The 20960-nt window shown below is 70.8% G+C and carries 20 protein-coding genes; 14 read left to right on the top strand and 6 right to left on the bottom strand.

Going from position 1 to position 20960, the window contains the following annotated elements; all coding sequences use genetic code 11:
- Positions 1 to 179 precede the first annotated feature (179 nt).
- From NV263_RS08490 to NV263_RS08480, 3 genes are all read left to right on the top strand, one after another.
- Positions 180 to 1724: an APC family permease gene (locus NV263_RS08490; protein WP_263252015.1), complete on the top strand. Its 1545-nt coding sequence runs from the start codon at positions 180 to 182 to the stop codon at positions 1722 to 1724.
- A 23-nt stretch (positions 1725 to 1747) separates the two neighbouring features.
- Positions 1748 to 3298: a GMC family oxidoreductase gene (locus NV263_RS08485; RefSeq protein ID WP_263252014.1), complete on the top strand. Its 1551-nt coding sequence runs from the start codon at positions 1748 to 1750 to the stop codon at positions 3296 to 3298.
- A 207-nt stretch (positions 3299 to 3505) separates the two neighbouring features.
- Positions 3506 to 4180 (top strand): HNH endonuclease family protein, encoded by a 675-nt coding sequence (locus tag NV263_RS08480; protein WP_263252013.1) that lies wholly within the window; start codon positions 3506 to 3508, stop codon positions 4178 to 4180.
- Between the two features lie 81 nt (positions 4181 to 4261).
- On the opposite strand, the gene NV263_RS08475 is transcribed toward NV263_RS08480, so the two are convergent.
- Positions 4262 to 4894, bottom strand: a complete 633-nt coding sequence (locus NV263_RS08475) for a cyclase (protein WP_263252012.1) — start codon at positions 4892 to 4894, stop codon at positions 4262 to 4264.
- A gap of 351 nt (positions 4895 to 5245) precedes the next feature.
- On the opposite strand from NV263_RS08475, the gene NV263_RS08470 reads away from it, so the two are divergent.
- The 8 genes from NV263_RS08470 to NV263_RS08435 all read left to right on the top strand — a co-directional run bounded on the left by NV263_RS08470 (position 5246) and on the right by NV263_RS08435 (position 12829).
- Complete coding sequence (locus tag NV263_RS08470; protein WP_263252011.1) at positions 5246 to 6136, top strand: TIGR03619 family F420-dependent LLM class oxidoreductase; 891 nt, start codon at positions 5246 to 5248, stop codon at positions 6134 to 6136.
- A 200-nt stretch (positions 6137 to 6336) separates the two neighbouring features.
- Entirely contained in the window at positions 6337 to 6984 is a 648-nt protein-coding gene (locus NV263_RS08465) for an HAD family hydrolase (protein WP_263252010.1), read from the top strand.
- 19 nt (positions 6985 to 7003) lie between these two features.
- Entirely contained in the window at positions 7004 to 8032 is a 1029-nt protein-coding gene (locus NV263_RS08460; protein WP_263252009.1) for a phosphotransferase family protein, read from the top strand.
- A gap of 1 nt (position 8033) precedes the next feature.
- On the top strand, positions 8034 to 9245 hold the full coding sequence (locus NV263_RS08455) for an acyl-CoA dehydrogenase family protein (protein ID WP_263252008.1): 1212 nt from the start codon (positions 8034 to 8036) through the stop codon (positions 9243 to 9245).
- 25 nt (positions 9246 to 9270) lie between these two features.
- Positions 9271 to 10026 (top strand): 3-oxoacyl-ACP reductase FabG, encoded by a 756-nt coding sequence (gene fabG / locus NV263_RS08450; RefSeq protein WP_263252007.1) that lies wholly within the window; start codon positions 9271 to 9273, stop codon positions 10024 to 10026.
- Entirely contained in the window at positions 10023 to 11210 is a 1188-nt protein-coding gene (locus NV263_RS08445; protein WP_397545618.1) for an acyl-CoA dehydrogenase family protein, read from the top strand. Before fabG ends, NV263_RS08445 begins: the two co-directional genes overlap by 4 nt.
- On the top strand, positions 11207 to 12325 hold the full coding sequence (locus tag NV263_RS08440; RefSeq protein WP_263252006.1) for an acyl-CoA dehydrogenase family protein: 1119 nt from the start codon (positions 11207 to 11209) through the stop codon (positions 12323 to 12325). Before NV263_RS08445 ends, NV263_RS08440 begins: the two co-directional genes overlap by 4 nt.
- A gap of 51 nt (positions 12326 to 12376) precedes the next feature.
- Positions 12377 to 12829 carry a MaoC family dehydratase gene (locus tag NV263_RS08435; RefSeq protein WP_263252005.1) on the top strand — a complete coding sequence of 151 codons (453 nt, stop codon included), beginning with the start codon at positions 12377 to 12379 and terminating at the stop codon, positions 12827 to 12829.
- A gap of 54 nt (positions 12830 to 12883) precedes the next feature.
- Here NV263_RS08435 and NV263_RS08430 read toward each other — a convergent pair whose 3' ends face one another.
- From NV263_RS08430 to NV263_RS08415, 4 genes are all read right to left on the bottom strand, one after another.
- Positions 12884 to 13504, bottom strand: a complete 621-nt coding sequence (locus tag NV263_RS08430) for a TetR/AcrR family transcriptional regulator (RefSeq protein WP_263252004.1) — start codon at positions 13502 to 13504, stop codon at positions 12884 to 12886.
- A gap of 74 nt (positions 13505 to 13578) precedes the next feature.
- Positions 13579 to 14343 carry an SDR family oxidoreductase gene (locus NV263_RS08425; RefSeq protein WP_263252003.1) on the bottom strand — a complete coding sequence of 255 codons (765 nt, stop codon included), beginning with the start codon at positions 14341 to 14343 and terminating at the stop codon, positions 13579 to 13581.
- Between the two features lie 3 nt (positions 14344 to 14346).
- Positions 14347 to 15102 carry an SDR family oxidoreductase gene (locus NV263_RS08420; protein ID WP_263252002.1) on the bottom strand — a complete coding sequence of 252 codons (756 nt, stop codon included), beginning with the start codon at positions 15100 to 15102 and terminating at the stop codon, positions 14347 to 14349.
- Positions 15099 to 16784 (bottom strand): class I adenylate-forming enzyme family protein, encoded by a 1686-nt coding sequence (locus NV263_RS08415; protein ID WP_263252001.1) that lies wholly within the window; start codon positions 16782 to 16784, stop codon positions 15099 to 15101. Before NV263_RS08415 ends, NV263_RS08420 begins: the two co-directional genes overlap by 4 nt.
- A 193-nt stretch (positions 16785 to 16977) precedes the next feature.
- Here NV263_RS08415 and NV263_RS08410 point away from each other — a divergent pair, with 193 nt between their 5' ends.
- The 3 genes from NV263_RS08410 to NV263_RS08400 all read left to right on the top strand — a co-directional run bounded on the left by NV263_RS08410 (position 16978) and on the right by NV263_RS08400 (position 19410).
- A complete protein-coding gene (locus NV263_RS08410) occupies positions 16978 to 17949 on the top strand; it encodes a chitinase (RefSeq protein ID WP_263252000.1) in 972 nt (323 codons plus the stop codon).
- A 182-nt stretch (positions 17950 to 18131) separates the two neighbouring features.
- Positions 18132 to 18716: a DNA-binding protein gene (locus tag NV263_RS08405; RefSeq protein ID WP_263251999.1), complete on the top strand. Its 585-nt coding sequence runs from the start codon at positions 18132 to 18134 to the stop codon at positions 18714 to 18716.
- Between the two features lie 37 nt (positions 18717 to 18753).
- Positions 18754 to 19410, top strand: coding sequence for an RES family NAD+ phosphorylase (locus NV263_RS08400; protein WP_263251998.1), 657 nt, complete (start codon positions 18754 to 18756; stop codon positions 19408 to 19410).
- Between the two features lie 3 nt (positions 19411 to 19413).
- Here the strand turns inward: NV263_RS08400 and NV263_RS08395 are convergent, their stop codons facing one another.
- Positions 19414 to 20436, bottom strand: a complete 1023-nt coding sequence (locus NV263_RS08395; protein WP_263251997.1) for a TerC family protein — start codon at positions 20434 to 20436, stop codon at positions 19414 to 19416.
- Positions 20437 to 20960: the final 524 nt, after the last annotated feature.

The following is a 20960-nucleotide window of genomic DNA, read 5'->3' as shown; positions in this document are numbered from 1 at the left end:
GGTTTTCGGCGTGCCGGGCGGCGGATCCCGCTCCGGCGCGCCGAATCCGATCGATCGTCCACAGGTGACATTCGACGGCCGCGCACACCGGCGGCCGACCCGCTGACGCGCAAAGACCACCCGGTCCTCCCCTTTCCGCATCCGGCGGAGAGGTCGAGCCCGGGAAAGGAGTTCGGGGCATGAGCGCGCCCACCGGCGACGCCGAGCTCAACGAGTTCGGCTACACCAACAAACTGAAAAGAACACTCGGCAGTTTCCACACCTTCGCCGCCGGGATCAGCTACATCTCGGTGCTCACCGGCACCTTCCAACTGTCCTATTTCGGCATGTCCTTCGGCGGTCCCGCGTACTGGTGGTCCTGGCCGATCGTGTTCGTGGGCCAGTTGTTCGTGGCGTTGAGTTTCGCCGAGCTGGCATCGCACTACCCGATCGCCGGTTCCGTGTACAACTGGGCGAAGAAGCTCGGCGGCCAGCACGTCGGCTGGCTCGCGGGCTGGATGATGCTGCTGGCCTCGATCGTGTCGATCGCGGCGACCGCGCTGGCCTACCAGCACACGCTCCCGCAGATCTGGGGCGCCTTCCAGTTCATCGGAAACGGCTCCAACGACACCGACCAGGCCGTCAACGGCGTCATCCTGGCGACCGCGCTGATCCTGTTCACCACGCTGGTGAACGCCTTCGGCGTCAAGCTGATGGCGCGCATCAACAGCGCCGGCGTGTTCATCGAACTGGCCGCCGCGGTGCTGCTGGTCCTGGCGCTGGCGGTGTGCGCCACCCGCGGCCCGCAGGTGGTCATGGACACCCAGAACACCGGCGCGGGCTACTCCACCGGCTACCTCGGTGCCTTCCTGGTCGCCGGGATCGCCTCGTCGTACGTCATGTACGGCTTCGACACCGCGGCCTCGCTGGGCGAGGAGTCCATCGATCCGCACCGCAACGCGCCGCGCGCGATCCTGCGGGCGCTGATCGCGTCGTTCATCCTCGGCGGGCTGATCATCATCCTGTCGCTGATGGCCGCCAAGGACCTGCACGCCCCGCAGCTGACCACCGACGGTCTCCAGTTCGTGCTCACCGACTCGCTCGGACCGGTCATCGGCCGGCTGTTCCTGCTGGTGGTGTTCGTGGCGATCACGGTGTGCGTGCTGGCCGTGCACACCGCCGCGATCCGCATCGCCTTCGCGATGGCCCGCGACAACGCGCTGCCCGGTGGTTCCAAGCTGGCCCGGGTCAGCCCGCGGTTCCAGACACCGGTGGTGCCCGCGATCGTCATCGGCGTCATCGCCGTGGCGCTGCTGCTGGTCAACATCAACCAGCCGCAGATCTTCTCCGCGGTCACCAGCCTGGCGATCATCCTCATCTACGTGTCCTACCTGCTGGTCACGGTGCCGATGCTGATCGCGCGGCTGCGCGGCAAGTGGTCCTCGGCCAAGCGCGAGGGCCGGTTCACCCTCGGCAAGTTCGGCCTGCCGGTGAACGTCCTCGCGGTGGTGTGGGGCCTGGGCATGACCATCAACCTCGCGTGGCCGCGCAAGGAGGTCTACAACGCCACCCCGCCGTACCACTGGTACCTGCAGTACAGCTCGATCCTGTTCGTCGGCATCGCCGGACTGGCCGGGTTCGCCTACTACTGGTTCGTGCAGCGCCACCGCGTCGGCGTGCTGGCCGAGCACTCCGCCGCCGCTGACGAATCCGACTCGGACGACGCCAAAACCGCTGTTTCCTGAGCAGAGAAACGGAGATTCGACCCATGACCGATCAGTTCGACTACGTCGTGGTGGGTGGCGGCAGCGCCGGTGCCGCGGTCGCCGCGCGGCTGTCGGAGGACCCGAACGTCACCGTCTGCCTGCTCGAAGCGGGCCCCTCCGACGTCGGCGACAAGGCCATCCTGGAGCTCAACCGCTGGATGGGCCTGCTGGAGTCCGGTTACGACTGGGACTACCTGATCGAGCCGCAGGAGAACGGCAACTCGTTCATGCGCCACGCCCGCGCCCGGGTGCTCGGCGGCTGTTCCTCGCACAACTCCTGCATCGCGTTCTGGGCCCCCGCCGAGGACCTCGACGAGTGGGAGTCGATGGGCGCCAAGGGCTGGAGCGCCAAGGACATCTTCCCGCTGTACAAGCGGTTGGAGACCAACGACGGGCCGGGTGAGCACCACGGCCGCGGCGGGCCGGTGACGATCCGCAGCGTCCCGCCGAAGGACCCGTGCGGCGCCGCGCTGCTCCAGGCGTGCGAGCAGCGGGGCATCCCGACCACCGAGTTCAACTCCGGCAAGACCGTCACCAACGGCGCGAACTGGTTCCAGATCAACGCCCGCGAGGACGGCACCCGCTCCTCGTCGTCGGTGTCCTACCTGCACCCGATCATGGGCAAGCGGCCCAACCTGGAGATCCGCACCCAGTGCTGGGTCAAGAAGGTCGACTTCGACGGCACCCGGGCGACCGGCGTGCAGTACCTGGACCCGGACCTGATCCACACCCGGACCGTCCGCGCCCGCCGCGAGGTGGTGCTGTCCTCCGGTGCCATCGACACGCCGAAGCTGCTGATGCTGTCCGGCATCGGGCCGGCCGAGCACCTGCGCGAGTTCGGCATCGACGTGCTCGTCGACTCCCCCGGCGTCGGGTCCAACCTGCAGGACCACCCGGAGGGCGTCATCGGCTGGGACGCCAAGAAGCCGATGGTCACCGACTCCACGCAGTGGTGGGAGATCGGCATCTTCCACACCACCCAGCCGGGCCTGGACCGGCCGGACCTGATGTTCCACTACGGTTCGGTGCCCTTCGACATGCACACCGTGCGGCAGGGCTACCCGACCTCGGAGAACACGTTCTGCCTGACGCCGAACGTGACCCGCGCCCGCTCCACCGGCACGGTCCGGCTGCGCAGCCGGGACTTCCGGGACAAGCCGAAGGTGGACCCGCGGTACTTCACCGACCCGCACGACATGCGGGTGATGACCGAGGGCATCAAGCTGGCCCGCGAGATCGTCTCGCAGCCGGCGATGGCCGAGTGGGCCGGTGCCGAGCTCTACCCGGGCCCGGACGTGCGCACCGACGACGAGATCGCCGACTACATCCGGCGCACCCACAACACCGTCTACCACCCGGCGGCGTCCTGCCCGATGGGTGCCGACGAGGACGCGACCAAGCCGCTGGACTCGCGGCTGCGCGTCAAGGGCGTGCAGGGCCTGCGCGTCGCCGACGCCTCGGCGATGCCGTTCCTGGTCGCGGTGAACCCGAACATCACCACGATGGCGATCGGTGAGAAGTGCTCCGACATGCTCAAGGAGGACAACCGCTGATCTCGGCGCCGGCGGGTCGCGGGCGCCCCTGACCCCCGAATCCCGCGACCCGCCGCGCCGTCTCGCGAAGGCCCCTCCGCTCCCCCGTCCCGGAGGGGCCTTCGCGCGTGCGCCGGACCACATCACGCGCCCGGCGCAGTGCCCCCGGAACCCGCCGCGTGATCGAATGAATTTCGTTCCCGCAGTCGGACTTCCGGGGGTGGACCCGTGGCAACGCAGCGGTCATCGGCACGCGGGCCGGTGTGGACGACGGTCGTCGCGGCCGTGCTGCTCGGACTGGGCTGGTTGGTCTTCGAATCCGGCCTGCTCGACCGCTGGACCCAACAGTCCCCCGCGGCCTCCTCCGGCCCCGCCGCCGAGCAACTGGCCGAACTCCGCGTCGCGCCGCAGGGCTCGATGGACGGCTACTCGCGGGCCCGGTTCCACCACTGGATCGCCCAGCCGAAGGCGGGCCGCAACTGCAACACGCGGGAGGCGGTGCTGGCCCGCGACGGGCAGGGCGTGCACGTCGACAACCGCTGCCAGGCCACCTCCGGCAGCTGGACGTCCGTCTACACCGGACAGCGCATCGACAACCCGTCGGACATCGACATCGACCACATGGTTCCGCTGGCCAACGCGTGGCGCAGCGGAGCCTCGGCGTGGACCGACGAACGCCGCGAACGGTTCGCCAACGACATGGACGTCCCGCAGCTCGTCGCGGTCGACTCCAGCTCCAACCGCAGCAAGGGCGACCAGGACCCGTCGCAGTGGAAGCCGGCGGCCCGCGACCAGTGGTGCGAATACGCCACCGACTGGGTCACCGTCAAGCACGCCTACGGCCTGACGGTCACCGCACCCGAGAAGTCCGCCCTGCAGGAGATGCTGGGCACCTGCGGCTGAAACCCCGGGCGGGCGCGGGCGGGAGCACCGCCCGCGCCCTCGGCACCTGTCTTCGAACCCGGCCCCGGAAGGGCCGGGGAATCAGCCGATGGTCGTGGTGGTCAGGACCGGGTTGGGGTTGGGGAAGCAGCGGGACGGGACCTTCGTGTCGCCGATGACCGACGACACCACCGCGTCCAGGGTCAGCCCCGGGTCGTCGTAGCTTGTGCCGTAGAGCCTGGTCTCGATCTTGCCGGACCGGCCCGCGGTCAGATGCGCGGTGACGGTCGGCAGCTCGAACTGCGAGCCGCCCGCGATCGGCCCGTCCAGGTGCAGCGTGGCCACCCCGCCGTCGACGGTGAGCTTCGGCGGGTTGGGGCCGAGCCCCGAACCGCCCTTGACGTCCGCCGACACGAAGGTGGCGTTGGCGGGCACCGGGATCTTCAGGTCCAGGTTCTGCACCTGCTTCACCTGGTAACCGTTGACGTCGGAGGGCAGCGAGCCCGGGGCGGGGTCGATCACCACGTCGAACGCCGCGCCGGGGGCGACGTTCGCGGGGGCGGTGACGTCGGCGGTCTGCTTGAAGCCGAACTTCTGCTCGCCGACCGGCGAGTCACCGCTGCAGTCGAAGTTGATGTCGAACGACGCGGCCAGCGCCTGCGGCGCGAAGGCGACCGCCGCGACGCAGGCCAGCGCAGCGCCGAGTCCGGCGCGGAGGGTGGATGCGGACTTCATCGGCCTCACCTCGTGGACCTGGGGAAACAGGGACGCCGCGCGGCGGTGTCGAATGCTTACCGACGGGTAATGTCGCCGTCAACGATCCCACCCGCACCGCGGTTCCCGGTTTTCACCACACCTCACCGGCGGTGAGCGCAGGACGCGGCGGAACCGCCACCGGGGTGAAGCCCGTTGCACCGCACGCGATCCGGACGTTCACCCCGTCGTCCGTCGCGGCGGACGCGGTGTGATCGGGTGCCGTCCGTTCGCGGGAGTCGCACGCTCACCCCACCCGCGACCGGCACGTCCACTGTGGACACGCGGTCGGGAGCGTTGCCACCCGTGGGCGGGCGCTGCACCATCGTCGGCATGCGACTTGGTCTGGCACTGCCCCAGTTCGGCCCGTTCGCCGACCCGGCGCTCATCCCGCTGGTCGCAGCGGAAGCCGAGGCCCTGGGGTTCGAAAGCCTCTGGGCCGGGGAACGCGTGCACGCCCCGACCGCACCGCTCACCCCGTACCCGAGCGCCGACGGGCGGATGCCCGAGCTGTTCCGCCGCGGCCTCGACCCGCTGCTGGTGCTGACCGCGGCGGCCACCGCCACCGGCCGCGCCAGGCTGGGCACCAGCACGCTCAACGCCCCGCTGCACCCGCCGATCCAGCTGGCCCGGCAGCTCGCCGGGCTGGACCGCCTCAGCAACGGCCGGGTCATCGCCGGACTGGGGCTGAGCTGGAGCCGCGACGAGTACGACGCCGTCGGCGTGCCGTGGCGGGAGCGCGGTGCGCGGCTGGACGAAACGCTCGACGTCCTGGAGCACCTGTTCGGTCCCGACCCGGTCGAGCACCGCGGCCGGTTCTGGACCATCAGCCCCGGCGATTTCCAGCCGAAACCCGTGCAACCGCGGCTGCCGATCTACCTGGGCGGGGTGTCCCCGGCGGCGCTGCGCCGCATCGGGCGCCGGGCCGACGGCTGGCTCGGCGTGCCCCTGCCGCCGGACCGGCTCCGCGCGACGCTGGGCACCCTCGCCGACCAGGCCCGGCAGGCCGGGCGCTCCCCGGTCGCCACCGCGCTGCGGCTCAACCCGCGGATCCAGGACGAGCGCACCGACCTCCCGGACGTCGGCCCGGTCGACCAGCTCGCCGAGTACCTGGGGCGGGCCGCCGAACTCGGCGTCGCCGACGCCTTCGTGGACCTGCAGTTCACCGCTCGCAGCACCGAGGAGCTGCTGGAACTCGCCGGCCGGATCCGCGCGGCGGTCTGAGAGCCTGTCTTCGAACTCGTCGTGCGTGGCGGTGCCGGGAGCGGAACCTCAGCGGCCCGCCCGTCACCCGACCACCCCCCACGGAGGCGCTGACGCGCCACAGCCACATCGACAGCGGAAGCCCCTCCTGATGTATGCCCACCGCCGCCCTGGCGCAAGGGGTCTGGCGCACATACCGTCTAGTCGGTACGGTCCTGCACATGGGTTCCAGCGACGCGGCGGTCCGCGCGGTGATCTTCGACTACGGAGGCGTGCTCACCACCCCGGGAGGAGCCGCGATCCGGGCCTGGACCTCGGCAGAGGGCATCGATCCCGCGACGTTCTCGGCCGCGCTGAAGGACTGGCTGTCCCGCGAGGCGCCGCCCGGAACTCCCGTGCACCGCCTGGAAACCGGCGAGATCAGCCCCGAGGAGTTCAACCGCGCGCTGGCGGCGCGGCTGCGCAGCGTCGACGGCGGCCCGGTCGAGCCGGACGGGCTGGTGCAGCGGATCTTCGCCCGGATGCGCAGCGAACCCGCGATGCTGGAGCTCGTCCGCCTGCTGCGCGACAACGGCGTGCGGACCGCGCTGCTGTCCAACAGCTGGGGCAACTCCTACCCGTGGCACCTGCTGGACGGCCTGTTCGAGACCGCCGTCGTCTCCGGGGAGGTCGGGCTGCGCAAGCCCGATCCGCGCATCTACCAGCTGACGCTGCGCCGCCTCGACCTGCCCGCCGACCAGGCCGCCTTCGTCGACGACGGCGCGCCGAACATCGCCGCCGCCGAGCAGCTGGGCCTGCGCGCCGTGCTGCACACCGACCCCGCGACCACCCGCGCCCGCGTCGCCGAGCTGGTCGGTCTGGACGTCTGAGCAACCTTCGGGAGGACCGATGAACGCCGAGCAACTGCCCGGACTGGACCTCGGCCGGCTGCGCGCGCACCTGGACGCCGAGCTGCCCGGTCTGGTGGGCGGCCCGCTGCGCGGCGAACTCGTCCAAGGTGGACGGTCGAACCTGACCTACGTGGTCACCGACGGCGCGCAGCGCTGGGTGGTGCGCCGCCCGCCGCTGGGCCACGTGCTGGCGACCGCGCACGACATGGGCCGCGAGCACCGCGTGATGAGCGCGCTGGCCGGGACGCGGGTTCCGGTGCCGCGCACCCTCCTGCTGTGCCGGGACGAGGACGTGATCGGCGCACCGTTCTACGTGATGGAGCACGTGCCGGGCACGGTCTACCGGTCGCCGGAGCTGACCGCGCGGCTCGCCGAGGCCGAGCGCCACGACCTGGCCCACCAGCTGGTGGACGTGCTGGCGGACCTGCACGGCACCGACCCGGAATCGGTGGGGCTGGGCGATTTCGGACGCCCGGAGGGCTTCCTGGAACGGCAGATCCGGCGCTGGAGCAAGCAGCTGGCCGCCTCCCGCAGCCGGGACATCGAGGGCATCGACGAGCTGGCCGGGCGGCTCGCCGAGACCATCCCCGGCACACCGCGCGCCGGCATCGTGCACGGCGACTACCGGCTGGACAACGTGATCGTCGGCGAGGACCTGCGGATCCGCGCGGTGCTGGACTGGGAGATGGCCACCCTCGGCGACCCGCTCACCGACCTGGGCCTGCTCGCGGTGTACTGGGAGGGTTTCGGCGGCGTCGAGCACAACCCGATCACCAAGGGCGTCGGTCCCGACTACGGCTTCCCGACCGCGAAGCGGCTGCTGGACCGCTACGCCGCGCGCAGCGGTGCCGATCTGTCCGATCTGGACTGGTACGTCGCGTTCGGCTACTTCAAGATCGCGGTGATCCTGGAGGGCATCCACTACCGCTTCATCCACGACCAGACGGTCGGCGCCGGTTTCGAGCACGTGGGCGCGCTGGTCGCGCCGCTGGTCGCGCAGGGCCTGGCCACGCTTGAGGAGGTATGACATGGACTTCGCTTTCGACGAGCGGACCGAACAGCTGCGCGCAGAGCTGTCCGCGTTCATGACCGAGCACGTCTACCCGGCCGAGGAGAAGTTCGCCGCCTGGCAGGCCGAATCCGAGGATCCGTGGGCGCATCCGCCGGTCCTGGAGGAGCTCAAGGCCGAGGCGCGCCGCCGCGGGCTGTGGAACCTGTTCCTGCCCGGGGAGCACGGCGCCGGGCTGACGAACCTGCAGTACGCGCCGCTGGCCGAGATCATGGGCCGCTCCGGGCGGCTGGCGCCGGAGGCCACCAACTGCTCGGCGCCGGACACCGGCAACATGGAGGTGCTGGCGATGTTCGGCACCGAGCAGCAGAAGCAGCAATGGCTGCGACCGTTGCTGGACGGCGAGATCCGCTCCGCGTTCTGCATGACCGAACCGGACGTGGCCTCCTCGGACGCGACCAACATCGGCACCCTGATCACCCGCGACGGCGACCACTACGTCATCAACGGCCGCAAGTGGTTCTCCTCCGGGGCGATGAGCCCGCGCTGCAGGATCCTCATCGTGATGGGCAAAACCGATCCGGACGCCGAACGGCACCGGCAGCAGAGCCAGGTGCTGGTCCCGATCGACACCCCCGGCGTGCACGTCGAGCGCGGCATGAACGTGTTCGGCTACACCGACGGCGATCACGGCGGCCACGCCGAGATCACCTTCGACGACGTGCGCGTCCCGGCGGAGAACATCATCGCCGGGGAGGGCGAGGGCTTCGCCATCGCCCAGGCGCGGCTCGGCCCGGGGCGGATCCACCACTGCATGCGCGCCATCGGCATGGCCGAACGGGCGCTGGAGCTGATGTGCCGCCGCACCGCCGGACGCGTGGCGTTCGGCAGGCCGATCGCCGACCAGGGCGTGGTGCAGCACTGGATCGCCGAGTCCCGGGTGAAGATCGAGCAGGCGCGGCTGCTGGTGCTCAAGACCGCGTGGCTGATGGACACCGTGGGCAACAAGGGCGCGCACACCGAGATCCAGGCGATCAAGGTCGCGGTCCCGGAGGTGGCGACCTGGGTGATCGACCGCGCCATCCAGGCGCACGGCGGCGCCGGGGTCAGCCAGGACACGCCGCTGGCCAACCTCTACGCCCACGCCCGCACCCTGCACATCGTCGACGGGCCCGACGAGGTGCACCGCCGCTCGCTGGCCCGCCGCGAACTGAAGAAGTACCGAGCGTGACCGCCGGATTCGAGGAGGAGACAACATGAGCAACAGCCGGGTCGCGATCGTCACCGGAGCCGCTCGCGGAATCGGCGCGGCGACCGCCAAGCGGCTCGCCGAGGACGGCTTCGCGGTCGCCGTCGTCGACCTCGACGAGAAGCAGTGCGCCGAGACCGTGTCGGCGATCGGGGCCGCGGGCGGCAAGGCGCTGGCCGTCGGTGCGGACGTCAGCGACGCCGAGCAGGTCACCGCCGCCGTGGACCGGGTGGCCGCCGAGCTGGGCGCTCCGCAGGTGCTGGTCAACAACGCCGGTGTCCTCCGGGACAACATGCTGTTCAAGATGTCCGAGGACGACTGGGACACCGTGATGGGCGTGCACCTGCGGGGTTCGTTCCTGATGAGCCGCGCGGCGCAGAAGCACATGGTGGAAGCCGGGTGGGGCCGGATCGTGAACCTGTCCAGCACCTCGGCGTTGGGCAACCGCGGCCAGGCCAACTACTCCACCGCCAAGGCGGGACTGCAGGGCTTCACCAAGACGCTGGCCATCGAACTGGGCAAGTTCGGCGTGACCGTCAACGCGATCGCGCCCGGTTTCATCGCCACCGACATGACGAAGGCGACCGCCGAACGGGTGGGCATGTCCTTCGAGGACTTCAGCAAGGCCGCGGTCAGCGCCATCCCGGTCGGGCGCGCGGGCAAGCCGGAGGACATCGCCAACGCGGTGTCGTTCTTCGTCGACGAGCGCTCGTCGTTCGTCTCCGGCCAGGTGCTCTACGTCGCCGGCGGGCCGAAGGCGTGAGCGCCGTGGACGCCGACGAGCTGCGCCGCCGGGCGCGCGAGTTCCTGGCCGCGCACGATCCCGCGAGCACCGACCGGCTGGAGTTCCTGCGGGCCCGCTTCGACGCCGGGCTGGCGTGGGTGCACTTCCCCGCCGGGCTCGGTGGTCTGGACGCGCCGCGCGAGTTGCAGGCGGTCGTCGACGAGGAGTTCGCCGCGGCGGGCGCGCCGGACAACTCCCCGCGGCTGAACACCATCGGCCTGGGCATGGCCGCGCCGACGATCCTGCGGTTCGGCGACGACGCGCAGCGCAGCCGCTTCCTCCGTCCGCTGTGGACCGGAGAGGAGATCTGGTGCCAGCTGTTCAGCGAACCCGGCGCGGGTTCGGACCTGGCGGCGCTGTCCACCAGGGCGGTGCGCGACGGTGATGCGTGGGTCGTCGACGGGCAGAAGGTGTGGACGTCGCTGGCGCACCGCGCCAGCTGGGCGATCCTGGTCGCCCGCACCGACCCGGATGCCCCCAAGCACGAGGGGCTGACCTACTTCGTCTGCGACATGACCGCGCCGGGCGTGGAAGTCCGGCCGTTGCGGCAGATCACCGGCGAGGCCGAGTTCAACGAGGTCTTCCTGACCGGGGTGCGCATCCCGGACTCGCAGCGCATCGGTGAGGTCGGGCAGGGCTGGCAGGTCGCCATGGGCACGCTGATGAACGAGCGCGTGGCCATCGGCGGCGGCGCCGCCCCGCGCGAGTCGGGGATGATCGGCGCGGCGGCCACCGCCTGGCGCCAGCACCCGGAACTGCGCACGCCCGGCATGCACGACCGCCTGCTGCGGCTGTGGGTGGAGGCCGAGGCGACCCGGCTGACCAGTCAGCGGCTGCGCCAGCAGCTCGCGGCGGGCACGCCCGGCCCGGAGGGCTCGGCGGTGAAGCTGTCGTTCGCCCGGCTCAACCAGGAGATCTCCGGGTTCGAGCTGGAGTTCCTCGGCGAACGGGGCCTCGCCTACGACGACTGGACGTTCCGCCGCCCGGAGCTGACCGATTTCACCGCGCGCGGCGCGGGTTACCGGTACCTGCGGGCCAAGGGCAACTCGATCGAGGGCGGCACGTCGGAGATCCTGCGCAACATCATCGCGGAACGCGTGCTGGGCCTGCCCGGCGAGATCCGCACCGACAAGGACGTGCCGTGGAAGGAGTTGCCCCGATGAGCGCTCCGGACCTGCTCTACACCGAGGTCGAGGAAGACCTGCGGGCCAACGTGCGCAGACTGCTCCAGGAGCGCAGCGATCCGAACGCGGTCCTCGCGCGGTGCGAGAGCGACGAGCCCTACGACCTGGCGCTGTGGCGCACGCTGGCCGGGGAGCTGGGCCTCGCCGCGCTCGCGGTCCCCGAGGAGCTCGGCGGCGCCGGGGCCGGTGCCCGCGAACTCGCCGTGCTCGCCGAGGAACTGGGCCGCGCGGTCGCCCCGGTCCCGTTCCTGGGCGGACTGCTGGCCACCTCGGCGCTGGCGGCCTGCGCGGACGCGGCCCGGGTGCGGGAGATCCTGCCGCAGCTGGCGGACGGGTCCCAGCTGGCGACGGTCGCGGTCGGCATGACCACCGCGCCGCACGAACCGTTCCCGCAGGCGGTGAAGGCGGATTCGGCCGCGTTGCACGGCCGGGTGGCGGCGGTGGTCGACCTGGAATTCGCCGACTACGCGGTCGTCCCGGTCGCGGACGAGTCCGGTCCCGCGCTGTACATCGTGGACACTTCGGTGCCGGGGGTCTCGCGGACCCCGACGACGCCGCTGGACCTGACCCGCCGGTTCGGCGCGCTGGTCCTCGACGGCGCGGTCGGCGAGCGCATCGCCACCGGCGAGCACGCCGAGCGCGTGCTGCGCGCGGCGCTGGTGACCGCTGCGGGCGTCCTGGCGTCCGAGCAGACCGGCCTGGCCCAGCACTGTCTGGACTCCACTGTGGACTACGCGTTGACGCGGTACCAGTTCGGCAGGCGGATCGGCTCGTTCCAGGCGGTCAAGCACCGGCTGGCCGACCTGTGGACCGGCGTGTCGACCGCGCGGGCCGCCGCGCGCGCCGCGGCCGACGCCCTGGCGCGGGACGACGCGGAGGCCGAACTCGCCGTCGCGGTGGCCCAGGCGTACTGCTCGGACCTGGTCGTGCTGGCCGCCGAGGAACACCTGCAGCTGCACGGCGGGATCGGCATGACCTGGGAGCACCCGGCGCACCTGTACCTGGGGCGGGCCAAGAGCTCCCAGCTCACCTTCGGCATCGCCGAACGCCACCGGCAGCGCGTCGGCGAACTCGCCGACCTGCCACCGGCCTGACCGACCGGGGGCCGGGCGCGCCCGGCCCCCGCTTCCCCCGAGGAGGTACCCGTGCGGGTTTTCCGCAGCAAGGACGAGATCCTGGCGGCCAAGGGCGAGAAGCTGGGCACCAGCGACTGGCTCACCATCACCCAGGACCAGGTGAACCAGTTCGCCGACGCCACCCACGACCACCAGTGGATCCACGTCGACGCCGACCGCGCCGCGCGGGGCCCGTTCGGCGGCCCGATCGCGCACGGTTTCCTGACGCTGAGCCTGCTGTCGAGGCTGAACTCCCGGACCTACCGGTTCGAGGGAGCCGAGATGGGCATCAACTACGGGCTGAACAAGGTCCGCTTCCCCGCCCCGGTCCCGGTCGGCGCCCGGATCCGCTCCCACACCGAACTCGCCGACGTCACCGAGGTCCCCGGCGGCCTGCAACTCGCGGTCGCCACCACCGTCGAAATCGAGAACACCGAAAAACCGGCCTGCGTCGCCGAATTCCTCACCCGCGTCGTCTTCTGACCCGCTGAGGTTCCGCCACCGGCACCGCCACGCAAAACGAGCACAACACAGAAGTCATCCCCGCAGCGAGGACAGCAGCAGGTCGGCGAAGTGCTCTCCGACCTGCTCGCCGGTGAGTTCGCCGTCCTGGCGGAACCAGGTGCCGAGGTGGTGGACGGCGCCGAAGAAGAAGTCCACGACCAGTTCGGCCGACTTGTCCGAGCGGAACTCCCCGGACGCCTGGCCCTCCTCGATGAGGCGGCGGACCCGCTCGTGGTAGCGCCGCCGCTGGGCGCGCACCTCGGCCTGCTTGTCCGGGTGCAGCAGGTGCATGGAGCGGAAGAAGATCACCGTGTCGTCGAGGTTCGCCGCCGTGGTGGCGACCACGTCGGCGGCCACCGCGTGCAACCGTTCGGCCACCGGCGCGTCGCTGTCGGCGGCGACCTCCATGCGCGCGGTCTGCACCCGCAGCACGCGCGCGTAGATCTCGTACAGCAGGTCGTCCTTGGAGTCGAAGTAGTGGTACATCGCTCCCTTGGTGACGCCCGCGGCGTCCACGATCTGCTGCACCGAGGTCATCTCGAAACCCTGCTCGGCGAACAGCCGAGTGGCCACGGCCAACAACCGCTGCGGCACCGGTTCCACGTCGGCCCCGGTGTCGGTGGTGGCGGTGCGGCCGCCGGCGGCCCGCGCCATGTGAACCCCTCCTGTCAGTCCCCGCTGTAGCGTATCGACCGGCCGGTTCGACGCGGCGCGGACCGGTTGGCATCTCACTCCAACTTGCGTTGCAGCTTGCGCATCCCGCCGTGCCACCGGGCCGGATCGGCCGCGCGCAGCGCGTAGTACTCGGCGACTTCCGGATGCGGCAGCACCAGGAACCTGCCGTCCTCCAACGCCTCGGCGACGACGTCGGCGACCTCCTCGGGTTCGATGGCCCCGCTGTCGAGCAGCTTGCGCCCCGCGTCACCGCTGCCGCCGAGCATGTCGGTCCGCACGCCCTGCGGGCACAGCGCCTGGACGGTGATGCCGCGGTCGGCGTAGGTGACGGCCATCCACTCGGCGAACGCGAGCGCCGCGTGCTTGGTGACCGAGTACGGCGCGGCGCCGAGCATCGTGAGCAGCCCGGCGGCCGAGGCGGTCGCCAGGAAGTGCCCCGCGCCGCGCTCCAGCCAGTGCGGCAGCACCGCGCGGGCCGCGCGCACGTGGGCCATCACGTTGACCTCCCACGACTCGGCCCACAGCTCGTCGTCGGCCTCCGGACCGCCGCCGCGGGCCACGCCCGCGTTGGCGCAGAACAGGTCGATCCGCCCGTACCGCTCCAACGCGGTGTCGACGAGCGCCCGCACCCCGGCCTCGCTCGCCGCGTCGCCGGGAACGGCCGTCCCGCCGACCTCGTCGGCGACCCGCCGCACCGCGTCGGCGTCGAGGTCGCCGAGCACCATTTCGGCCCCTGCTCGGGCGAACTTCCGGGTCATCGCCGCCCCGATGCCGTTGCCGGCACCGGTGACGACCACGACCGAGTCGGCCAACCGCACCGGTCACACACCTCCGGTCAGGGTCACGCCGCCGTCGAGCACCAGCACCTGCCCGGTGATCCACGACGCCTCGTCGGACAGCAGGAACGCCGCAGCGCCACCGATGTCGGAGGGCACGCCCAGCCGCTTGAGCGGGTACTGCGCGGCGACCTGTTCCTCGTTGTCCTCGTACAGGGCGCTGGCGAACTTGGTCTTGACCACGGCGGGCGCGACCGCGTTGACCCGGATGCCCGGCCCCAGTTCGACGGCGAGCTCCTGCGTGACGTGGGTCAGCATCGCCTTGGTGGCGCCGTAGAAGCCGATGCCGGGCGCCGGGCGGAGACCGGCCACCGAGGACACGTTGAGCACCGCGCCGCCGTTGTCGGCCATCCACGCCCGGTGCACCTGCTGCGTCCACGCCAGCGCGCCGAGCACGTTGACCTCGAAGGTCTTGCGGGCCACGGCGTGGTCCATCTCGATGAGCGGCCCGTAGGCCGGGTTGATGCCGGTGTTGTTGACCAGCATGTCGACCCGGCCGAAGGTCTCGATCGTCCTGGCGACCGCCTCGGCCTGGTGGTCGGGGTCGTCGGCCTTGCCCGCCACCCCGAGCGCGTGCTCGGCGCCGCCGAGCCCCTGCACGGCTTCGGCGAGCGGTTCGGGTTTGCGGGCCGTGACGCACACCTTGGCGCCCTCGGCCACCAGCCGTTCGGCGATCGCCAGGCCGATGCCCCGGCTCGCACCGGTCAGGATCGCCACCCGGCCGTCGAAACGCTTGCTCATCGCCTTCCTTCCTGTGCGGTCCGCGCCGCTTCGTCCCGCAGCCGGCGGCGCAGGATCTTCCCGGTCGCGGTCTTGGGCAGGTCGTCGAGGACCTCGACGCTGCGCGGGTACTTGTACGCGGCGAGCCGCCGCTTGCAGAACTCCACGAGTTCGGCGGGCTCGACGGTCCGCCCGTCGCGCAGGCTGACGTAGGCCTTCACCGTCTCGCCCCGGTAGGAGTCGGGCACGCCGACGACCGCGACCTCGCGCACTGCCGGGTGACCGTAGAGGACGTCCTCGACCTCCCTGGGCCACACCTTGTACCCGGACGCGTTGATCATGTCCTTCTTGCGGTCGACGACGTAGAACCAGCCCTGGGCGTCCATGAACCCGACGTCACCGGTGTGCAACCGGCCGTCGCGGATGCCCGCCCGGGTCTCCGCGGGCTTGTTCCAGTACGCGGGGACCACCATCGGCCCCTCGATGACGATCTCGCCGACCTCGCCGACCGGCAGGTCCTCACCCCGGTCGTCGACGATGCGCAGCACGGTGTTGAAGGTCGGCAGTCCGACGCTGAGCGTGCCGGACGCCTCGTCGACGGGCGCCTCCAGGTGGGCGGGCACCGACGTGGCGGTCGCGGTGGTCTCGGTGAGCCCGTAGCCGTTGTGGATGTAGTGGCCGAACCGCTCCCGGAAGCTGTCCACCACCGCCGAGGGCAGCGGCGCGCCGCCGGAGTACACCAGGTCCAGCGAGGCGAAGTGGTCGGCGGTGACGTCGGGGTGGTTCATCAGCGCCATGTAGGCGGTGGACGGCCCGATCATGTAGGCGGGCCGGTGCTCGGCGAGCGCGTCGAGCACCACGCCGGGGTGGAAGCGGTAGACCAGGTCCAGCCGCCCGCCGAGCGCGATCGCCGCGCCCAGCTGGCAGACCATGCCGGTGATGTGGAACAGCGGGGCGAGCCCGAAGATCCCGGCCCCGTCCTTGTCGCGGGTGCGCGCCCGGAAGCCCTCGGAGTTGAACGCGATGTTGCGGTGCGTGTTGGTGGCCCCCTTCGGCACCCCGCTGGTGCCGGAGGTGTAGACGAGCAGCGCGATGTCGTCGCCGGACACGGCGATCTCCGGCGGGGTGCGCCCGAGGTGCGCGCGGGCGACCTCCAGCAGGTCGGAGCAGTCGTCGGCGGGCCGCCGCCGCAGGTCGGCGAACAGCCGCGGGTCGTGCCGGGTCTGCATGTCGAGTTCGCTGGTGGTCAACGCGATCCGCACCCCGGCCTGCCGGGCGAGGACGCCGAGCACGTCGTGCCAGCCGGTCTCCGAGGAGACCACCGCGACGGGGCGGGCGTCGTCCAGGATCCGGGTCAGCTCGTGGCTGCGGTACATCGGGTTGAGCGGCACGACGATCGCACCGGCCTTCCACCCGGCCAGCAGCGCGAGCGCGAACTGGGGCACGTTCTGCAGGTACAGCGCGACCCGGTCGCCGCGCTGGACGCCCTGTTCGACGAGGTGGTGGGCGAGCGCGTCGCTGAGCTCGTCGAGCTCGCGGTAGGTCAGCCGCCCGTCGAAGTAGGTGATCGCGACGCGGTCCGGGCACCGCCGCCGGGTGGCGGCGAACAGCCCGAGCACGTCGTCGAACTCGCAGACCAGCTCGCGCGGGATGTCGTCCTCGTAGAGCGCCAACCACGGCCGTTCGTCGTACACGCTGCCCAACGCGCCACCTCCATCGAGACCGACCAGTCGGTACGCCCAGTCAACGGTGCGCGCTCGGTCTCGTCAACCCTCGGCCGCCACCGGTGCTCCGACCGGCGCAGCCGCGCCTTCGCAACTTCGCCAAACGCTTGACCGGGCCAGTGGTCCAGTCCACTTTTCGAGCGTCGGAACAACCCGACCCGCGGAGGTCCGCATGAGCGCACGCAGATTCCTGACCGCCCTCGCCGCGACGGCGCTGACCGTCCTCGCGCTGCCCGTCGACGCCTCGGCAGCCCTGCCGAAGCACCAACTGACCGGCTACTGGCAGAACTTCGTCAACGGCGCGAAACCGCTGCGGGTCAGCGACGTGCCGAACGACTACGACGTCGTCGCGCTGGCCTTCGCCGAGGCCGACCCGACCCGGCCCGGCGCGGTGACCTTCGGCGTGGACCCCGAGCTGGCAGGCAAGCTCGGCGGCTACACCGACGCGGACCTCAAGGCCGACATCGCCGCGAAGAAGGCCCGCGGCACCACATTCGTGCTGTCCGTCGGCGGGGAAAAGGGGAACGTCGATCTGAGCAACGACGCGAACGTCGCCAACTTCGTCGACTCGGTTGGAAAAATATTAACCGATTACGGCATCAACGGGTTGGATATTGACCTGGAGCACGGGTTCAACGTCCCCAACACGGCCAAGGCGATTCGGCAACTCCGCGACCGCGTCGGCGACGGATTCGTGCTCACCATGGCCCCGCAGACGCTGGACGTGCAGCCGGGCGGTTCCTACCTGGAGCTGATCGACAGCGTCAAGGACGTCCTCACCGTCGTGCACACGCAGTACTACAACTCCGGCACGATGAACGGCTGCGACGGCAAGGTCTACAGCCAGGGCTCGGTCGACTTCATGACCGCGCAGGCGTGCGGCCTGCTCGGAAAGCTCCGCCCGGACCAGGTTTCGCTCGGGCTGCCCGCGACCCCGTCGGCGGCCGGGAGCGGTTACGTCGAACCCGCGGTCGTGAACGCGGCACTGGACTGCCTCACCTCGGGAGCCAACTGCGGACAGTACAAGCCGGACACCGGGCACCCGGAACTCAGCGGTGTCATGACGTGGTCGATCAACTGGGACGTCACCGACGGCGGGAGTTTCTCGGGCCCGGTCCGCAAACATCTGAACGAACTGCCGTAGCACCCATAACATCGGTTCGACCTGGGCGCCCGGTGGCCGCTTCACCTGATGCGTGGAAAAGTCGCGGCGACACCACAACAAATCCGATCACTGTGCGCATTCCACTTGCTACACAAAGTGATTTGGAGCACTGGCCGCACGTTCGCGCACACTTTTCCGCGTTCAGGAGTTAAGCTGGAACCATGACAGCGCCGTTGGAGACAGTGTTGGCCCGCGCCGGTTTAAAGGTCACCGCTGACGAATTCCTCTCCCTCGTGGAGGACGCGGCCAAGAAGTTGACCGCGCCCCAGGTCGACCCCGCCGCGCACTTCAGCGATGCCGAACGCGCCGCACTCTCCGACGTGGGACTGGACCTGAGCCCGCTCAGCGAGACCGAGGCCGACCCCCGGGCCCGCACCGTGGCCGAACAGGCCGTGCTGCGCGACACCGCCCTGTCGGTCAACCAGGCCGCCGAGCGGATCGGAGTGGACAGCAGCCGGATCCGGCACCGCATCGCCGAACGCCGGCTGGTCGGTTGGAAGGACCGCGGTGGCTGGCGGCTGCCCGCCTGGCAGTTCACCGACAACGACGTGCTGCCCGGGCTGGAGGTCGTGCTGGCCGCCATGCCCGCCGACCAGCCCGCGCTGGTGTTGGCCAACTTCATGACCACGCCGCAGGAGGACCTCGAACTCGGCGACCGGCCGGCGAGCCCGCGGGAGTGGCTGCTGGCCGGCGGCGACCCGCGGCGAGCCGCGGAGCTGGCCTCCACCATCGGCACTCCGGCCTGAGCGCTGTCCCCCTCCCCGACCCGAATCCAGGACCTCCATGGCACGGCTCCCCCAGCCGCCTGCACCCGCCGTGCTGCAGGCCATGCTCCGGCGAACCGAGGACGTGATCGCGGTTCCCGCCGGAACCCGGCTCGTGCGCGTGTTCACCACCGGGGGCAACCACCCGCAGCAGTGGAACACCTTCCGCTACGCCGGACCGCTGCCGCACGCCCGGTTCGACCCGCACGCGCCGAACACCCAGGGCGGCCCGACGGTCACCCGGGAACACGGCGTCCTCTACTTCTCGCTGTCGGTGCGCACCTGCATCGCCGAGGTGTACCAAGCGACGTCCACAGTGGACCGACGGACGCGCAGCCCGCACCTGGTGCTGTTCCGTCCACGGCGGACGCTGCGATTGCTGGACCTCTCCGGGCTGTGGCCGACCCGGGCCGGCGCGTCCCAGGCGATCAGCAGCGGCCCCAAGGAACGCACCCAGGTGTGGGCCCGCGCGATCCGCGCCGCCTACCCCGAGCTGGACGGCCTGTGGTACCGGTCCTCGATGGACGCCGGGAACCCGTCGCTGTGCCTGTGGGACCCGCCCGCGGCCACCGCGCTGCCCGACTCCCCCGACGTCCTGCTCCCGCTGAGCCACCCCGGCCTGGACGTCCCGCTGGGCCGGGTCTGCAAGGAACTCAGCTACACGCTGCTGGACTGACGCTCAGGAGCGCTCGGACCGGAGCTGGCCCTGCCGGGTGTTGTCGCGGCGGGTCTTGGCGAGGCTGGCCCACGTGGTGACCGCCAGCACCAGGACGATGAAGCCCAGCGACATCCAGTTCGACACGTCCAGCCACTCCGGCACGACGTGGTACTCGTGCAGCGCGTGCAGGATCAGCTTCAGGCCGATGAAGCCGAGGATCACCGCCAGGCCGACCGACAGGTAGACCAGCTTGTCCACCAGGCCGCCGATGAGGAAGTACAGCTGCCGCAGTCCCATCAGGGCGAAGGCGTTCGCGGTGAACACCAGGAAGGGTTCCTGGGTGATGCCGAAGATCGCCGGGATCGAGTCCACCGCGAACAGCAGGTCGGCGCTGCCGATGGCGATGATGACCACGAGCATCGGGGTGAGGTAGCGCCTGCCGTCGATCTTCACCGTGGACTTCGCGCCGTGGTAGTCCTCGGTCACCGGGAACACCTTGCGCACCCAGCGCACCAAGACGTTCTCCCGGTACTCCTCGTCCTCGTCCTTCTTGCGCAACATGCTCCCGGCGGTCCACAGCAGGAACGCGCCGAAGACGAAGAACACCCAGACGAACTGGTTGATCAGCGCGGCACCGACCGCGATGAACACGCCCCGCATCACCAGCGCCAGCAGGATGCCGATCAGCAGGACGCGGTGCTGGTGGATGGACGGGACCGCGAAACTCGCCATGATCACCATGAAGATGAACAGGTTGTCCACGCTCAGCGAGTACTCGGTGATGTACCCGGTGAAGTACTCGACGGCGAGGTGGGCGTCGCCGAACCACCAGACCCCGAGTCCGAACAGGATGGCGCAGGCGATGTAGAAGGTGACCCACCTGGCGGCCTCACCGGTGGTCACCTCGTGCGGCTTGCGGTCGACGATCACCAGGTCGAGCAGCAGCAGCGCGGCCAGGCCGCCGAGCGTGGCCAGCCACACCCACCAGGGAACGTCGAGTTCGTCGGTGGAAGCCTGGGCGAGCAGCGCCGGGTCGGCGAACATGAGCGAACCTCCGGTTCAGGACACCATCCATCACCGGAGGTCTCTTCCATCGGCTAGAGCCGACCGACGGCACCGGGGTTTGAAGTCCGTGATGACGACACCGCCGCGAAGGAATACTCCCCTCCACCAAGCCAAGATTGTCACTTATGTACGTCCTCCCGCACCAGGGGGGTCCCCCTACGAGCGCGGAATGTCACGTCGGGACCACTCGAATGCCCTCCCGTCTCCCGACCACCACCCCCCAACGCGGCGCTCCGCGCCCCCGCACCCAACCCGTCTCCCGACCACCACCCCCCAACGCGGCGCTCCGCGCCCCCGCACCCAACCCGTCTCCCGACCACCACCCCCCAACGCGGCGCTCCGCGCCCCCGCACCCAACCCGTCTCCCGACCACCACCCCCCAACGCGGCGCTCCGCGCCCCCGCACCCAACCCGTCTCCCGACCACCACCCCCCAACGCGGCGCTCCGCGCCCCCGCACCCAACCCGTCTCCCGACCACCACCCCCCAACGCGGCGCTCCGCG

The organism is Saccharopolyspora rosea (assembly GCF_025643595.1).
Lineage (GTDB): Bacteria > Actinomycetota > Actinomycetes > Mycobacteriales > Pseudonocardiaceae > Saccharopolyspora > Saccharopolyspora rosea.
This window is presented reverse-complemented; position numbering and strand designations above follow the sequence as displayed.

Coding starts and splice junctions, on each gene's coding strand:
- NV263_RS08490 (WP_263252015.1), top strand. CDS start 180: ATGAGCGCGCCCACCGGCGACGCCGAGCTCAACGAGTTCGGCTACACC.
- NV263_RS08485 (WP_263252014.1), top strand. CDS start 1,748: ATGACCGATCAGTTCGACTACGTCGTGGTGGGTGGCGGCAGCGCCGGT.
- NV263_RS08475 (WP_263252012.1), bottom strand. CDS start 4,894: ATGAAGTCCGCATCCACCCTCCGCGCCGGACTCGGCGCTGCGCTGGCC.
- NV263_RS08470 (WP_263252011.1), top strand. CDS start 5,246: ATGCGACTTGGTCTGGCACTGCCCCAGTTCGGCCCGTTCGCCGACCCG.
- NV263_RS08465 (WP_263252010.1), top strand. CDS start 6,337: ATGGGTTCCAGCGACGCGGCGGTCCGCGCGGTGATCTTCGACTACGGA.
- NV263_RS08460 (WP_263252009.1), top strand. CDS start 7,004: ATGAACGCCGAGCAACTGCCCGGACTGGACCTCGGCCGGCTGCGCGCG.
- NV263_RS08455 (WP_263252008.1), top strand. CDS start 8,034: ATGGACTTCGCTTTCGACGAGCGGACCGAACAGCTGCGCGCAGAGCTG.
- fabG (WP_263252007.1), top strand. CDS start 9,271: ATGAGCAACAGCCGGGTCGCGATCGTCACCGGAGCCGCTCGCGGAATC.
- NV263_RS08440 (WP_263252006.1), top strand. CDS start 11,207: ATGAGCGCTCCGGACCTGCTCTACACCGAGGTCGAGGAAGACCTGCGG.
- NV263_RS08430 (WP_263252004.1), bottom strand. CDS start 13,504: ATGGCGCGGGCCGCCGGCGGCCGCACCGCCACCACCGACACCGGGGCC.
- NV263_RS08420 (WP_263252002.1), bottom strand. CDS start 15,102: ATGAGCAAGCGTTTCGACGGCCGGGTGGCGATCCTGACCGGTGCGAGC.
- NV263_RS08410 (WP_263252000.1), top strand. CDS start 16,978: ATGAGCGCACGCAGATTCCTGACCGCCCTCGCCGCGACGGCGCTGACC.
- NV263_RS08405 (WP_263251999.1), top strand. CDS start 18,132: ATGACAGCGCCGTTGGAGACAGTGTTGGCCCGCGCCGGTTTAAAGGTC.
- NV263_RS08400 (WP_263251998.1), top strand. CDS start 18,754: ATGGCACGGCTCCCCCAGCCGCCTGCACCCGCCGTGCTGCAGGCCATG.
- NV263_RS08395 (WP_263251997.1), bottom strand. CDS start 20,436: ATGTTCGCCGACCCGGCGCTGCTCGCCCAGGCTTCCACCGACGAACTC.